15 protein-coding genes are annotated in these 15,038 nt (G+C 50.6%); 6 read left to right on the top strand and 9 right to left on the bottom strand.

Annotation, left to right across the window (positions count from 1 at the left end; genetic code table 11):
* Positions 1 to 38: 38 nt before the first annotated feature.
* Positions 39 to 1,667: an ArnT family glycosyltransferase gene (locus ACT53D_RS13095; RefSeq protein ID WP_476156587.1), complete on the bottom strand. Its 1,629-nt coding sequence runs from the start codon at positions 1,665 to 1,667 to the stop codon at positions 39 to 41.
* A gap of 112 nt (positions 1,668 to 1,779) precedes the next feature.
* Positions 1,780 to 2,487, bottom strand: coding sequence for a phosphate regulon transcriptional regulator PhoB (phoB, locus tag ACT53D_RS13090; RefSeq protein ID WP_194749295.1), 708 nt, complete (start codon positions 2,485 to 2,487; stop codon positions 1,780 to 1,782).
* A 156-nt stretch (positions 2,488 to 2,643) separates the two neighbouring features.
* Here phoB and ACT53D_RS13085 point away from each other — a divergent pair, with 156 nt between their 5' ends.
* The 3 genes from ACT53D_RS13085 to nusB are packed head-to-tail and all read left to right on the top strand — an operon-like array spanning position 2,644 to position 5,294.
* Positions 2,644 to 4,317 (top strand): OFA family MFS transporter, encoded by a 1,674-nt coding sequence (locus ACT53D_RS13085; protein ID WP_476156585.1) that lies wholly within the window; start codon positions 2,644 to 2,646, stop codon positions 4,315 to 4,317.
* A gap of 60 nt (positions 4,318 to 4,377) precedes the next feature.
* A complete protein-coding gene (gene ribH, locus ACT53D_RS13080) occupies positions 4,378 to 4,827 on the top strand; it encodes a 6,7-dimethyl-8-ribityllumazine synthase (protein ID WP_194749293.1) in 450 nt (149 codons plus the stop codon).
* Positions 4,824 to 5,294 carry a transcription antitermination factor NusB gene (nusB, locus tag ACT53D_RS13075; RefSeq protein ID WP_476156584.1) on the top strand — a complete coding sequence of 157 codons (471 nt, stop codon included), beginning with the start codon at positions 4,824 to 4,826 and terminating at the stop codon, positions 5,292 to 5,294. Before ribH ends, nusB begins: the two co-directional genes overlap by 4 nt.
* Positions 5,295 to 5,394: 100 nt before the next feature.
* Here nusB and ACT53D_RS13070 read toward each other — a convergent pair whose 3' ends face one another.
* The 5 genes from ACT53D_RS13070 to ACT53D_RS13050 all read right to left on the bottom strand — a co-directional run bounded on the left by ACT53D_RS13070 (position 5,395) and on the right by ACT53D_RS13050 (position 9,772).
* Positions 5,395 to 6,141 (bottom strand): UDP-2,3-diacylglucosamine diphosphatase, encoded by a 747-nt coding sequence (locus ACT53D_RS13070; RefSeq protein ID WP_476156583.1) that lies wholly within the window; start codon positions 6,139 to 6,141, stop codon positions 5,395 to 5,397.
* 3 nt (positions 6,142 to 6,144) lie between these two features.
* On the bottom strand, positions 6,145 to 6,639 hold the full coding sequence (locus tag ACT53D_RS13065) for a peptidylprolyl isomerase (protein WP_313985980.1): 495 nt from the start codon (positions 6,637 to 6,639) through the stop codon (positions 6,145 to 6,147).
* Positions 6,640 to 6,683: 44 nt separating this feature from the next.
* Positions 6,684 to 7,211 carry a peptidylprolyl isomerase gene (locus ACT53D_RS13060; protein WP_409934474.1) on the bottom strand — a complete coding sequence of 176 codons (528 nt, stop codon included), beginning with the start codon at positions 7,209 to 7,211 and terminating at the stop codon, positions 6,684 to 6,686.
* A gap of 35 nt (positions 7,212 to 7,246) precedes the next feature.
* Entirely contained in the window at positions 7,247 to 8,494 is a 1,248-nt protein-coding gene (locus ACT53D_RS13055; RefSeq protein ID WP_194749288.1) for a L,D-transpeptidase family protein, read from the bottom strand.
* Between the two features lie 120 nt (positions 8,495 to 8,614).
* Positions 8,615 to 9,772, bottom strand: a complete 1,158-nt coding sequence (locus ACT53D_RS13050; protein WP_476156580.1) for a nuclear transport factor 2 family protein — start codon at positions 9,770 to 9,772, stop codon at positions 8,615 to 8,617.
* 266 nt (positions 9,773 to 10,038) lie between these two features.
* Here ACT53D_RS13050 and cysS point away from each other — a divergent pair, with 266 nt between their 5' ends.
* The gene (cysS, locus tag ACT53D_RS13045) at positions 10,039 to 11,400 is read left to right on the top strand and encodes a cysteine--tRNA ligase (RefSeq protein ID WP_476156578.1); all 1,362 of its coding nucleotides are present in this window, start codon (positions 10,039 to 10,041) and stop codon (positions 11,398 to 11,400) included.
* Positions 11,401 to 11,428: 28 nt separating this feature from the next.
* Positions 11,429 to 12,364 (top strand): hypothetical protein, encoded by a 936-nt coding sequence (locus tag ACT53D_RS13040; protein ID WP_476156577.1) that lies wholly within the window; start codon positions 11,429 to 11,431, stop codon positions 12,362 to 12,364.
* Here ACT53D_RS13040 and ACT53D_RS13035 read toward each other — a convergent pair whose 3' ends face one another.
* Positions 12,365 to 13,060, bottom strand: a complete 696-nt coding sequence (locus tag ACT53D_RS13035) for a hypothetical protein (protein ID WP_476156576.1) — start codon at positions 13,058 to 13,060, stop codon at positions 12,365 to 12,367. It lies immediately after the preceding gene.
* A 198-nt stretch (positions 13,061 to 13,258) separates the two neighbouring features.
* On the opposite strand from ACT53D_RS13035, the gene argJ reads away from it, so the two are divergent.
* Positions 13,259 to 14,485, top strand: a complete 1,227-nt coding sequence (gene argJ, locus ACT53D_RS13030; RefSeq protein WP_476156574.1) for a bifunctional glutamate N-acetyltransferase/amino-acid acetyltransferase ArgJ — start codon at positions 13,259 to 13,261, stop codon at positions 14,483 to 14,485.
* A 146-nt stretch (positions 14,486 to 14,631) separates the two neighbouring features.
* On the opposite strand, the gene arfB is transcribed toward argJ, so the two are convergent.
* Entirely contained in the window at positions 14,632 to 15,033 is a 402-nt protein-coding gene (gene arfB, locus ACT53D_RS13025; protein WP_379073494.1) for an alternative ribosome rescue aminoacyl-tRNA hydrolase ArfB, read from the bottom strand.
* Positions 15,034 to 15,038 lie beyond the last annotated feature (5 nt).

Here is a 15,038-nt window from a genome sequence, read left to right as displayed (position 1 = left end):
TACTCAAAAATAACTGGGACTATTGTAGCGGATTGCGGTTAGTTTTTGGCTGGCGTCGCTTTGCGATCCGCCCCTTGCAAGTGACGACGGTCCTTGACTACCGCCAGCCACATGCCATCGCGCTGGATGCCACTGATGAGTTTGCCTTGCATGACCTCGTGGCAATGCATATTGGTGGTGGAGAGGAAAAAATCTGCTTCCTCCCAGCGGCGGGTGACACTGAAGCGACCATCCAGATAGGGCTCAATTTGTGGCGTATCCACACAGGCAGCCACCCAATAAGGCTGGCTGCGCGCGGGCAAATGCAGGGCCGTGAGTTGGGCCGCAGCCGCCCGCAGGGCGCTGGACCAGTAATCGCCCTCCCATTTGAACTGTGCTTGTGCCTGATCGCCAACCAGACGATTTAACCTGACGTATTGATACGGATGCATTTGCACAATATCCACCAGCGTCACCAGCATGAGCCCGGCGATAACCCCCGCCCACAGTGCCTGTGCGTGATAATGCAAGGACGATGTGCACTGCGCGCAGGCCTGCCAAACCGCGAGCACAGACCAGGCAGACAAGATGGCCAGCAAGGGCAAGATAAAGGTAAAGTGACGGACACCATTGTACAAAGCTGGACGGTCATCCATGACAAAGACCAGCGGAAACAGGATGCCCATCAACAGCGTATACATAGCCATGCGTGTTGCGTTGTCGGCCAGGCGCAGTGACCGTCTATTCAGCAGCCATAGCAGGACAACCCCGGCAAACGCCAATAGCGCTGCCTCAGGCAACTTCACCGCCAGATACTGGAACAAATAGCTGCGTGGAACTTCGCTGATGTTATACACCACCCCGTTGGCGATGGTTTGCATATTAAAGTCAAAATGGGAGAACGACTTGGCCGCCTCCAGCATGTTGTCGGCCTCGATCACGCTCCACGGCCAGCACATGGCCATAAACACAAACGCCAGCACTGCCGCAGGCAGCAACACCCACACCATACGCACCAGGCGCGAAAATATCGGGGTATGCAGTTGCCTGTGATCGAGCCAGGCCCGCAGCATGACCAGCAAAACCAGGTAAATCACGGCAAAGGCGCCGCCCACGCGCAAGCCAAGCGCACCGCCGACCGCAAAGCCAAGCAGGACAATGACTCTGCCACTCACCAGTTCCATGTCGCGCACCACCAAGGCGGTGGCATACAGCGCCCACAGCATGCAGGTCGCAAACGGAACATCTTTGGTATGGGTAAACATGGTGCCTGACCACGACACCGTCAAAAACAACATGGTCATTGCCAACAGTGCCAGACGGGGGCCGCCTAGCAACCGGCCAAATTGCGAGACACCATAAAAACCAAGCAAGCCAAACAAGGCCGAGAGCAGGTGTCGGATATCCCAGATCATGACCGGGATATAGGGGTCGAGTGCGGCCGCGATAATATCGAACAGGCCGCCATAGAGATAAAGATTACGGTAATGAAAAGCGTCCTGGTCCTTGAATCCCGACTGATACCAGTCGAGCAGCATTTGGCCATAGGTATGCTGCACATACTCATCATTGCTGATGCCATGCTGACGGAAGGTCAACGCCACCCATGCGACCAGTACAAGCCAAAACAGCCGGATCAACCAGCGGTAAAGTGACTCATTCAAGGAAGCATTTGCAGCAGCGTTCATGGGCCTTGCCATTAAAAAAATGAAACAGGCGCAAGCGTATCACGACACCCTGCCGGATGGTAGAGCAAGACCCATGGTCTTGCTCGTATTTTGTCAAATTAAGGAAGAATGCTTATTGCGTACCAGGATCGGTATGCACGGAGAAACGGTAGCCTGAACCGCGGACAGTCTGAATCATTTCCTGATGATTGGAGGCCACCAGTGCGTTGCGTAAACGACGGATATGCACATCCACGGTACGGTCTTCAACAAAGACACGGTCACCCCACACCTTGTCCAGCAGTTGCGTACGGCTATGCACACGCTCAGGATTGGTCATGAAGAAATGCAGCAGCTTGAATTCGGTAGGGCCCAGTGGAATATGGACATTATGACCGGTCACACGATGGGTAGTCGGGTCCAGATGCAAGCCGGCAATTTCAATCGGATCATCTGTCATCTGCGGCGCACGTCTGCGCAACACGGCCTTGATGCGTGCATTTAATTCACGCGGGCTGAATGGCTTGGTCACATAATCATCCGCCCCCACTTCGAGACCACGCACCTTGTCAAACTCATCGCCGCGGGCAGTGAGCATGATAATCGGCACTTCTTTGGTCATGCTGTCAGATTTAAGCCTGCGCGCAAACTCGATTCCGCTCATGCCAGGCAACATCCAGTCCAGCAAAATCAGGTCTGGCATCGTTTCGCGTAACAACATTTGTGCATGTTCAACGCTGGTGGCACGGATAGCATGATGCCCCGCCTGTTTGATATTCAACGCCAGCAATTCCTGGATCGCCGGTTCGTCTTCTACCACCAAAATATTCGCTGCAGCCATGACACTCCCTTCGAGCAATATTGAGATCAAACTACTTAATTGAATGCTCGCCAGTTTATGAATGAATTATGACATTTTAATGACAACATCACATAAATTTAATCAAGACTGTTATTGCCTTTTGGGGCAAATTGTAACAATATGTAACAGACGTAAATGAGGGGCTTTATCTTGATTAATCTTTCCAAAGAACACATTACAGCCGGCAATCAGTTTAATCGCTGGCTGGTACCGCCAGCGGCATTGGCAGTACATCTTTCAATAGGCATGGCCTATGGCTTTAGCGTGTTCTGGAAACCGTTAGGCAATGCATTGACCGGACCAGACGGCAAACCTGTTGCCGCCTGTGCTGCAGGCGCATCCACTTTCGCCGACAAATTGGCCGGCACCGCAAAAGCATTGACCGCCACCGACTGTAACTGGACCCAGTTTGATCTGGGCTGGATGTATACCTTATTTTTTGTCTTACTTGGCTGCTCGGCGGCGATTTGGGGCGGCTGGCTGGAACGGGCAGGACCGCGTAAAGCCGGGCTGGTAGCCATGCTTTGCTGGTGCGGTGGTTTACTGATTTCGGCGCTGGGCATACACCAGCATCAACTCTGGATGATGTGGCTGGGTAGCGGCGTCATTGGCGGCATCGGCTTGGGGCTAGGCTACATCTCACCCGTTTCCACCCTGATTAAATGGTTCCCAGATCGGCGCGGCATGGCGACCGGCCTGGCGATTATGGGCTTTGGCGGGGGCGCCATGATAGGCTCACCTCTGGCGACTAAGCTGATGGCGATGTTTGCCACACCGACAGACCCTGGTGTCTGGCAAACGTTTGTGGTGCTGGCGCTGATTTACGCGGTATTCATGACTTGTGGTTCGCTGGGTTACCGTGTCCCCGCCGCCAACTGGAAACCTGCTGGCTGGACGCCACCCGATGTACAACACAACCGACTGGTAGCCACCCGGCATGTACACTTGAAAAATGCCCATAAAACGCCACAGTTCTGGCTGTTATGGCTGATTTTGTGCATGAATGTGTCCGCAGCCATCGGTATTATTGGCGCAGCAGCGCCGATGTTACAAGAGACCTTTGGTGGCGTATTGATAGGCCAGCCACAACTGGACTTTGCCGAGATCAAGGCAGACGAAGCATTAACCGCCACAGCAGCCGCTGTTGGCGCAGGCTTTGTCGGTCTCATTTCGCTATTCAATATTTTTGGCCGTATCGGCTGGGCCACCTCTTCCGATAAACTGGGGCGCAGAACCACTTACTTTATCTTTTTTGTGCTGGGTATCATGATGTATGTCTGCGGCACCTACGCCGCCAACCATCATCAGCTAGCCTTGTTCCTACTGGTGTTTTGTGTGATCGCCTCCATGTACGGCGGCGGCTTCGCGACCATTCCCGCCTACCTGGCAGACCTGTTTGGCACGCAGTTTGTCGGTGCGATTCATGGCCGCCTGTTAACCGCCTGGTCGACCGCAGGGATTTTGGGGCCCGTCATCGTCAACTACATGCACGATGTAAGGCTGGAGGCTCATGTTCCGTATGCAGACATTTATGCGCCGATATTCATGACGCTGGCGGCTTTGCTTGGGGTGGGCTTCACGGCCAATTTGCTGGTCCGGCCAGTGGCAGACAAATACTTCATGTCCGACAGCGAACTGGCGGCTGAACAGCAAAGCGGCAAAAAACCGGCAGACAACGCAGTCAGTCTGGCTAAAACAGATACGCCAACACCTGCCATACTGGTAAAACTGGCCTGGCTGGCGGTACTGATCCCCATCAGTTACGGCATCTGGATGACCGTACAAAAAGCCTGGTCATTGTTCGCATAATCCGTAAAGCAGCCGTTTGGGTTAAAATAGCACTTTTATGTGTTAACCCACGGACTCAAAGTGAACAAAATTGCCCAAAATCTGGACGGTACCGGTAAAAAAATCGGTATCGTTCTTTCCCGTTTTAACGACAATATCGGTGCAGGTTTGCTTAACGCCTGCGAACAAGAACTGCTCAAACTGGGCGTCGCTGCTGAAGATATTACGCTTGCCAGTGTCCCTGGTGCGCTCGAAACGCCCCTGATTCTGCAGCACATGGCGCTGTCAGAAAACTTCGATGCCCTGATTGCCCTAGGCGCTATCATCCGCGGCGAGACCTACCACTTTGAAGTGGTGTCCAACGAGTCCGCGCGCGGCATTTCCGAAGTGCAGCGTGACACTGGCGTGCCCGTCGCCAACGCCATCCTGACCACCGAAAACGACGAACAAGCCGAAGCACGCATGGCCATCAAAGGCGCTGAAGCTGCACAAGTGGCGATTGAAATGGCCAATCTGGTGAATGCACTATGAGTGCTGATCAGGCAGCACCCAGCAAAAGCAAAGGCAGTAAAAACCGCCGAAAATCGCGTGAGCTGGCGCTCAAGGCCCTGTACCGCAACCGTATGAATGCGGGCGATGTCAAACAACTGCGCCTGGACAGTTTGGATGACCCGGACTATTTCAAAGCGGATGAAGCGTATTTCAAACAACTGCTGACCGGGGTACTCGAGCAGACCGAGCAAATCGACGCCATGATCGGCCAGTTTATTGACCGTCAACTCGAAGAACTGAGTCCAATCGAACATGCCATTTTGCGTATTTCAGGTTATGAACTGATGTTTGATGTCAGCATCCCGTACCGGGTCGCGATCAATGAAGGCGTGGAGCTCGCCAAAGCTTATGGTGGCATAGACGGCCATAAATACATCAATGGCGTCTTGGATAAAATCGCCGCGCAAGTCCGTCCGCATGAATTTGGTCAACAAGTCAAAAAGTAACTCTTTGACGGTTTGAACCTGGATCTGACATAAAAAAGACAGCGCTTAAAAGCGCTGTCTTTTTTATGTGCGGAGTGAGTAAGTCGCAGAAAAATAGCAATTACACATCAAGTGATAACGTCACCAACTGCATTTCAGCAGCATCTAAACGTGCCACCACTGCGGTTTCGTGCCAATCCCCTAACACCCAACGCTCACAGGCATGCTGATCGACCAGCAAAGGATGTATCGCTGGCCGGTGTGTATGGCCATGCAACAACACATCCGGATAGTGATTATCGCGAATCAACTGGTTGACCGCCTCGCCATTCACATCCATGATCTGCATGCTTTGGCTGGCTTTGTTTTGCGCACTCTGGCTACGCGCTTCTTGGGCAAAGGCAATGCGTGCTGCCAACGGCTGCGACAGAAAAGCGTGTTGCCAGGCCGGACTGCGCACCTGCTGACGAAATTGCTGATAAGCCACATCGTCCGTGCATAGCGCATCTCCATGACTCAACAGAAGACTTTTGCCTGCCATCTGCAAGCGTGCAGGGTCTTTGAGTAAAGTGAGGCCACAGGCTTGGGCAAAGGCATCCCCAATTAAGAAGTCGCGGTTGCCATGCATGAAATAAAGCTGAACCCCTTGTGCTGATAAAGCCCTAAGCGCCTGGACGACTGGCAAAAATGCTCGGCCATACTCGGCGTCTTGCAGCAGGTCGTCACCCACCCAGACCTCAAAAAAATCACCGAGAATATACAATGCGTTGGCCTGACTAACCACGGTGTCTAGCCAATGCAAAAAAGCCTGCGTTACCGCAGGCCTTTGCGCACTCAAGTGCAGATCAGAAATGATCCAGGTGGTCATGTCCTAGGCAACCAAAACTGCTTTTTCAATCACCACAGGTTCAACCGGCACATCCTGATGACCAGCGCGGCTAGCTGTTTTGACTGCTGTGATTTTATCCACGACGTCCATGCCTTCGACCACTTTACCGAACACGCAGTAACCCCAACCTTGAGTGGTGGGTGCGCTAAAGTTGAGGAAATCGTTATCTTTCACGTTGATGAAAAACTGGGCAGACGCTGAGTCTGGCACCATGGTACGTGCCATGGCAATGGTATATTTGTCATTGCTGAGGCCATTATCGGCTTCGTTTTTGATCGGCGCGTCAGTTGGTTTTTGCTTCATGTCGACATCAAAGCCACCGCCTTGAATCATGAAGTCTTTGATCACGCGATGAAAAATCACGCCATCATAAAAGCCTTTTTCTACATAGCTCAAAAAGTTAGCGACCGTGATCGGTGCTTTTTCTGCGTTGAGTTCTAGCGTGATATCGCCAAAGTTAGTCGTCAGTTTGACCAAAATATTCTCCGTTGATTAAAGGTTGCGACAATCAATAAGCTCAATTAATTGACTATCGTTGCACGTTTGATGATGACCGTACGATAGGGCACATCCGAAAAACCGCGCTGGTTACCTGTCGGTAAGTTGCTGATTTTGAATACCACATCCATGCCAGACACCACTTTGCCAAAGACACAGTAGCCGATACGGTCTGGTTCCGGGCTGGTGTAATCCAAAAACTGGTTATCTGCAACATTGATGAAAAACTGGGCGGTGGCCGAGTTAGGGTCTGGTGTACGAGCCATGGCAATCGTGCCAGTCTGGTTGATCAACCCATTGGCCGCCTCATTGACGACGGGTGCGCGGGTCGGCTTTTCGTTGAGGTCACGGTCAAAGCCTCCGCCCTGAATCATGAAACGGCCAATCACACGATGAAAAATGGTATTGCTGTAAAAACCGTCTTTCACATACTGCAAAAAGTTATCCACGGTTTTAGGTGCCTTGTCACGATAAACCTCTACCGTAAAATTACCCTGATTGGTTTCAAACATGACCTGCGTTGCTGCAATCGCCAGATTCACAGCCAACATCAAGCACACACCTACTAATTTTGACCACACACGCATTAAGCTGATCCTTCGTAAAGAATTTTCCATTCACCGTTTTCCTGCACCCAGTACTGCCGTTTCTTCATGACATTCCTGAGCGCAGCGCTAATATATTCCTGCTCAAAGTCTACGACCACCATATTGCGCTTGGCGTTCGGATAGGTGAACATGCTGACATCAGACAAATTGATATTGACCTTGGGCTTGGCCGCTTGAATCTGGCGTTTGTAACTGGCCCATTTAGACAAATCACCATCAGAGTAAAAGAAGTCAGGCGTGTAGTGCGACAGATAAGCCTCTGTATTTTGCGCCATCCAGTCTTTACGCCAGCGCTCGATCGCCTGTTTGAGATCAGCCTTGGCACGATCTTGCTGACGGGCGGACTCGGGTGTCACCCATTGAAAATCCACCCCGATTACCACGGGCGTATTGCCAGCTTGCAAAATACCTTGCAACGCTTGCATGTCAGGATTGGACAACACAACACAGCCATCACTGGCCCTTGGCGGACGGCTGTAGGTATCGCGTGGGGTGCCATGAATCCAGATCCCCGAGCCTGTTTTACGCTCGTAGCTATCTATTTCGTTCGGGTAGTTGAGCGGATAAGCCGCATCGCCATACAAATCTGGTAAGGGACGGTTCAGTTTGCGCGAAGCAAAATACACACCGATAGGCGTACGTTTGTCGCCCTGGTCTTTTTTGCCGATGCCATTTTTTCCTATCGTGACATAATAGTCAGCAATGTATTTGAGCTCATTGTCATTGCCTTTTTCGTAGACATAGACACGGGAGCGTGCGGTATCGACAAACAGGACATGGCTTTGTTTTTCGGACAACTCAACCAGCAGATTCGGTTGGGTCAAGCCACGATTGCGGTCAAAGTAATTACGAATCCGAATCTCAGCTTCTTCTTTGAAGTCCTGGATACGGCTGACATCGGCGACATGCGCATCGCCAAAGCCATGCAGGATTCTGGCTTTGGCGGATAAGAGATCGCCATGAATCAAGTGCGCCAGTGCAAAATTGGGAGAGATGGCGAGTAACTGATCGACATAATCCAGCGCCTGTTGCAAATGACCTTCTTTGATAGACTGCAAGGTCTGCACCAACATGCGCTCTACCGCATTGGTGTTTTTGCTTTGCATGAACAACCTGGCGGTTAACGCCTCATGGTTAACCGCAGTTGCATTCCAGGGCAAAAGGGCAGCGCTGACAAACGCAATACAACAGTACTTTCTCAACCGACTCATACCATGATTATACAATTGTTTCAGTAAAAACCCGTGTGCTCAGGCCCCAGGCGCCGCAGTGCGGCTTTGGTGTGACCCGCCTCAAGAACACCAGCATGCATCATGCAAGAGGCCCCCAGAGGCAAGTGCGCCAATTTAAAACTTGCCTACACGCTCTTGCTGAATCAACCAGCGACCACCTTCTTTGACCATATTGAGTGTTTTGTTTGAGTTTGCATCCAGGCCGGTTGCTTTATAGGCCTGACGGAAGGTGACTTTTGCCTTGCTGTCGCCCTCCATCCTGACATCGATATTGCTCAACTTGACAGAAATTTTACTTGGCCGGCTCACGCGATCACGACGCGTGGATTCCCACTGTTTGCGCGGCTCACCTGCGGGTGTTTTAAAATCTTTGGCATAGCTGTTCAGATAGCGCTCTACATTTTGTGCCTCCCAAGCATCCGCCCAGGCGTTTACCGCATCCAACACTGCGCGCTCGAGTTGTGCAGATGATTTACTGTCGGCAGATTTAGACTCTGTTGGCTTGGACTCAGCGACCTTGGACTCTACTGGTTTTGGCTCAGCCGGCTTGATCTCCTGCGGTTTTACTTCAGTGACGACCGGTTTTTTAGTCTCTGTCACGGGAGAATTATTGGTCACAGGGGCGGTCGCAGCCGGTGGCGTCACCGCTGCCGGTGGATTCACAGCCGCATTATTGGTGGGCGGCGTAGGCGATACGCTCGCGGCAGGTGGTACAGCTGTCGCTGGACGCGCTTGCGCACGCTTTCCGCCGAACAGATCCGTAATCATGGCCAGCTTATTCTGCGCACGGCTATTTGAAGTATCCAGCTTGAGCGCCTTGTCATAAGCCTCAGAGGCCAGACGTGCATAAATATCGCCCAGATTCTCATGGGCCGTGGCATAACTTGGATGCGTTTTGATGGCAGACTCCAGCGCTTTTCTCGCTTTGTCATATTGCCCCTGATCCGCATAGAGCACGGCCAGGTTGTTATAAGGCTCAGGCAGGCTAGGATATTTGTCAGTCAATTCGGTAAAAGCCTTGATCGCTTCGTCCCGCTTGCCCAGCTCGACCAGAATCACGCCACGCATAAACATGGCTTCGGCATTTTTCGGGTTGGCTGCCAAATAGTTATTCACGCGATCCAGCGCTGCTGCCTGATTCCCCTGCTCAGAGAGCTGGTTGATTTCGCGCAACTCGACATTGGTTTGACCGGCCAGCACGGTATCGGAGAAGGCCACCTGGCTTAAAAAGACGCCAAGCACGAGTAAATATTTTTTTAATGTTGCGTTCATGAGCTATTACCTGGGTAATCGTTGATTTTTATCAGTATGTTATACTCGGATTGTACTAGAGACAGTGCAAAATTAGGTGAATATGCAGACGAATTACACATCATTTTGTGTTTGGCGTCGCCTCAACCACAACAAGCTGATCAAGCAAGGGATTGTTTGTAGACTGTTTTAGGCAAAACATACAGCCTGCCTGCTTAACACCAATTAAACACCAGACTATTTCTGCTAATTTTATCACGCATCCATCCTTCTTCAATTTCATTCGCATGCTAAAACTTTACAACACCCTTACACGCAGCAAGCAAGATTTCAAGCCGATTCAGCCCAACCAGGTAAATATGTACGTCTGCGGCATGACCGTGTATGACTTTTGCCACTTGGGACATGCCCGCGTCATGGTGGTGTTTGACATGGTGGCGCGCTGGCTGCGCGCCACTGGCTATCAAGTGACATATGTACGCAATATCACCGATATTGACGACAAAATCATCAAGCGTGCCAACGAAAACAATGAAACCATCCAAAGTCTGACGCAGCGTTTTATTACCGCCATGGACGAGGACTCGGCCAAGCTTGGCATTTTGCGCCCTGACCTTGAACCACGCGCAACCGAACATGTGCAGGGCATGCTGGACATGATCAGCAAACTCATAGACAAAGGCTTTGCTTACCAGGCACAAAATGGTGATGTATTTTACAAAGTGCGCAGATTTAATGATTACGGCAAGCTCTCCGGCAAAAGCCTGGAAGACCTGCGTGCGGGTGAACGCGTTGAAGTCGATAGCTTTAAACAAGACCCGCTAGACTTTGTGTTGTGGAAGTCCGTCAAACCTGGCGAACCCTACTGGGAATCCCCCTGGGGCAATGGCCGTCCCGGCTGGCATATTGAATGTTCGGTCATGAGTGCCGCCCATCTCGGCCAGCACTTTGATATTCATGGTGGCGGGCAGGACCTGCAGTTCCCGCACCATGAAAATGAAATTGCCCAATCCGAAGCCACCCACGACTGCACCATGGCCAACTACTGGATGCACAATGGCTTTGTGCGGGTCGATGACGAAAAAATGTCCAAATCGCTGGGCAACTTTTTCACCATCCGTGAAGTGCTGGAAAAATATGACCCAGAGGTCGTACGTTTCTTTATTCTGCGCGCCCATTACCGCAGCCCGCTTAATTACTCTGACAAGCACTTGGATGATGCCAAAGCCTCGTTGACCCGCCTGTACACGGCCTTGCGCGGGATTAAGGTCGATGCATGTGAGATCGACTGGCAACAACCGCAAGCGGCCAAGTTCCAGGCAGCCATGAATGACGACTTCAACACCCCAGAGGCGATTGCCGCCTTGTTTGAACTTGCCAACGATCTAAATAAAGACAAATCGGCTACCACCGCCGCATTACTGAAACAATTGGCTGCGATTATCGGCTTGCTACAACGTGACCCGGAAAGCTTTATGCAAGGCGACACCGGCAGCACTAGCCTGGATATTGAAGGCATGATCAATGCACGCATCGCCGCCAAAACAGCCAAGAACTATGCCGAGGCCGACCGGATTCGCAAAGCCCTGTCTGAAGCAGGCGTGATTCTGGAAGATACGCCTCAAGGCACCACCTGGCGTCGTGCTTAGCTAACCTTGTGCTTTTGTGGGGCCCAAAATGTATAAAAATCTGGCATTACTAGGACTGTTCATCGCAACCCATCTTCACGCTGAAGAGAATCATTACCAGCATTCGGTTTCGATGGAAATTCCTGAGTTTCATGCAAAGGTGGATGCGTTACACATCATGATGCACACCAACAAATTCAGCATTTTGCCGATTTCACGCCACACTGCAGCATTTATTGCAACGCCACAAGTGCCAGGGGCAGACCCGATTTCATCTCTGGTTGGCGCGTTTATCGCCACCAGCCTGCTTAACAGCCAAAACTCGAAAGAAAATGATGCCGCTGCAAGATTTAATACCGAGTTAAGTTCAATCTTGCAATCCATTGATATTAACCAAGAATTTAGCCTGGCACTACAAAAGCAGCTTTCACAGCATCTTGCGAATACCCAATTTGAGTTTGAGAATGTTGAATCTAGAAACTCACTTAACCAGGCAGGCTTACTCGTTAGAATTAAAGAGAACTACATCCTGACTTTCGAGAATCGCATTTATTTTGATAGCAAGCTTCAATCGCTTTGCTTTGAAACCAGCCCCAGATTATGGGTTAAAGATAAAGTAAACCCATTTTATTTATCAGAGATTAAATATATCTCTGATCAAGTCATCAGCCAGGATAAAACGTTTTTGAAAGCAAGCTGGACACAAAATGGCGGTGAACGCTTGAAACAGTCCATCAGGAATGGTTTACAAGTGTCGGCTGAAATATTTATCCAGGACTTTATTGATAAAAACTGGAAAACCGGTCCAGGATCAGCCATGAGGGACATCTCTTTTATCGATAGCCATTCTGGCAAAACCAGCCAAAATCATTTGTTTCCATTGGCTGAAACCTCTGATCGCATTGTCGGCCGCATGTTTGCCCATGATGCTGCCCAGCTGATTTCGATCCCAAAAGCACAAATCATCAGCCAGACAGCGCCCTAACTATTTCAAATTACCACCAAAGAAAGCACTTCCCAGACTATCGATCCCTCGATCCAGATTGGTACTCACCGCGGCAGTGACATTGTTAAAACTGGGGGCCTGATCCCAAGGCTCAGAAATCGGCATATTGCTGACATCATCCACATACCATTTCAGCTCGTTGGTATTCAGATCCACCAAATATCCCTTGTACTTAAAATCTGCCATCGGCGCCCCTAAAGGCATGAATCCGTAATAATTTCTAATCGTACCAATACGCTCTACATCTAACAGCAATACATAATCAATATTGTTTGATTTCAAGTTGCGAAAATCGTATTCCGCATATTGAGTCGTTTCCGACTTGCCTGAAAACTTTTGCATCTTGTTCAAATCTATGGCTTGGTCAATTTTTTTAACCTGAAAGCCCCTTGCCTGTAATTGGGCCATAAATTCGTTATCCATTGACTGCAATTTGGATGTATCCATCTTTTCCAAATGCGTAATCAACGATTTTGCATTACCGCGATTAATCGCGATATCTAACACCCCCATATTCCCTGTCATATATGCATCAGGTTTGGGCGCCGTTGTTTTAGCAATACCAATAACAGGTTTGCGGTTCTCCCAGAAGTGATTGTCGAGTGCCACTGGTTTTTGTACCGTAGCGCATCCGACCAAGCCAAGCATGAACACCATCGAAATTATTTTTCTCATTTTTCTTCCATTCAATTAAATTTAGTCATTGTTAAAACTCACCTTCCTATCAAGTCTTAACAATTAAAGATTACCATATCACTATTAAATAATTAAAAAGTGTATTCACTTCATCAGCGCTTTAGGAGAGACTTTTCGTCATAATTCTCTTGTAGAATGCACACTTATTTCAAAGACGAAACTCACGAGAGAAATAGAATGCCCGTTAAACTGACTGCTCCCGCTGCCGGGACCCTACTGCCTGTCAAAGGCGTCAAACTTGGCTTTGCCCAGGCACATATCCGCAAGCCCAACCGTAAAGACATTCTGGTAATGACCCTGCCTGAAGGCAGCAGCGTCTCAGGGGTGTTTACCCTGAACCGGTTTTGTGCGGCGCCAGTGACGGTGTGTAAAACGCATCTGACACTCAACAAAGGCATTCGCGCCCTGTTGGTGAATACCGGCTGTGCCAATGCAGGCACAGGCCAGCAAGGGCTGGATGATGCACTCGCCAGCTGCATCGGTGTGGCGCAGGCGCTCAATATCAGCCCGGAACAAGTGCTGCCGTTCTCGACTGGCGTGATTCTGGAGACGCTGCCGATGGACCGCTTGTTAGGTGGCATCCCGAATGCAGTCGCCAACTTACAGGAAGATAACTGGTTAAATGCAGCCGAAGCGATCATGACCACCGACATTGTGGCCAAGGGTACTTCCCGCCAACTGACCATAGACGGCAAGCCGATCACCATCACTGGCATCAGCAAGGGCTCTGGCATGATCCACCCCAACATGGCAACCATGCTCGGCTATATCGCGACCGATGCGGCCATCGCACAATCAGCGCTCGATAGCATCATTCAACATGCCGTCAACCAATCGTTTAACTGCATCACCGTCGATGGCGATACCAGCACCAACGACAGCCTGATTCTGATGGCTACCGGCGAGGCTGGCAATGCCATGATCACAGAACAAAGCCCTGAGTTTGCGGCTTTGCAAACCGCCCTGACCGACGTTGCGATTGAACTGGCACAAGCGATTGTGCGTGATGGCGAAGGCGCCACTAAATTCATGACGATTCAGGTTGAAGCAGGCAAAGATGAAGCGGAATGCCGTAAAGTTGCTTATGCGATTGCCCACTCCCCGTTGATCAAAACAGCCTTTTTTGCCTCAGACCCTAATCTGGGCCGGATTCTGGCCGCCATCGGCTATGCGGGCATTGAAGACCTTGATGTCAACACCATGCAACTTTATCTGGGCGATGTTTTGGTTGCCGAAAAAGGCGGCCGTGCAGCCAGCTATGTCGAAGAACAAGGCGCGGCAGTCATGAAAGAAAGTGACATCCTGGTGCGTGTGGTATTGAATCGCGGCGCGGCGAATGCGACTGTATGGACCTGCGATTTTTCTTATGACTATGTAAAGATCAATGCCGACTATAGATCCTGATAGTTAGCTGACTGCCTCATCGGTAATGAGGCAGTCACAATAAAAAGCCGTCACACGCCTTACCATGCGTTGTGATGGCTTTTTTATTTTGCCCACGCAAAAAACGCTTTCAACCCATACAGCGGCCAAGCAAAAGTATGTCTTGTTTATGCTTCATCCAGCACCTTGCCCCTGCCCTGTTTAACGACCCCACGCAGCAACTTCCCGGTCACCCTTCTTTTTTTCGAAGCCAGTGTTGGCCGGGTCGCATGGCGTACCGGGTTCACATGACTCGCCGCTTCGACAATCGCATGCAACCGGGCAATCGCATCGCGCTTATTCGCTTCTTGCGTGCGGTATTGTTGCGCCTTGATTACCAGCACACCTTCTGCACTGATGCGCTGGTCTTTGCGACTGAGCAAGCGGGCTTTCACGGCCTCACTGAGGCTGGAGGCTTGGATATCAAACCGCAAATGGATGGCAGACGAAACTTTATTGACGTTTTGACCACCTGCGCCTTGGGCGCGAATGGCAGTGAGGGTATATTCGTGAGCGGCAATCTCAAGCATGGCGC

This window comes from Methylophilus sp. DMC16, from assembly GCF_056314045.1.
The sequence above is the reverse complement of the archived record's forward strand: the minus strand, read 5'-3'. Positions and strand labels throughout refer to the sequence as shown.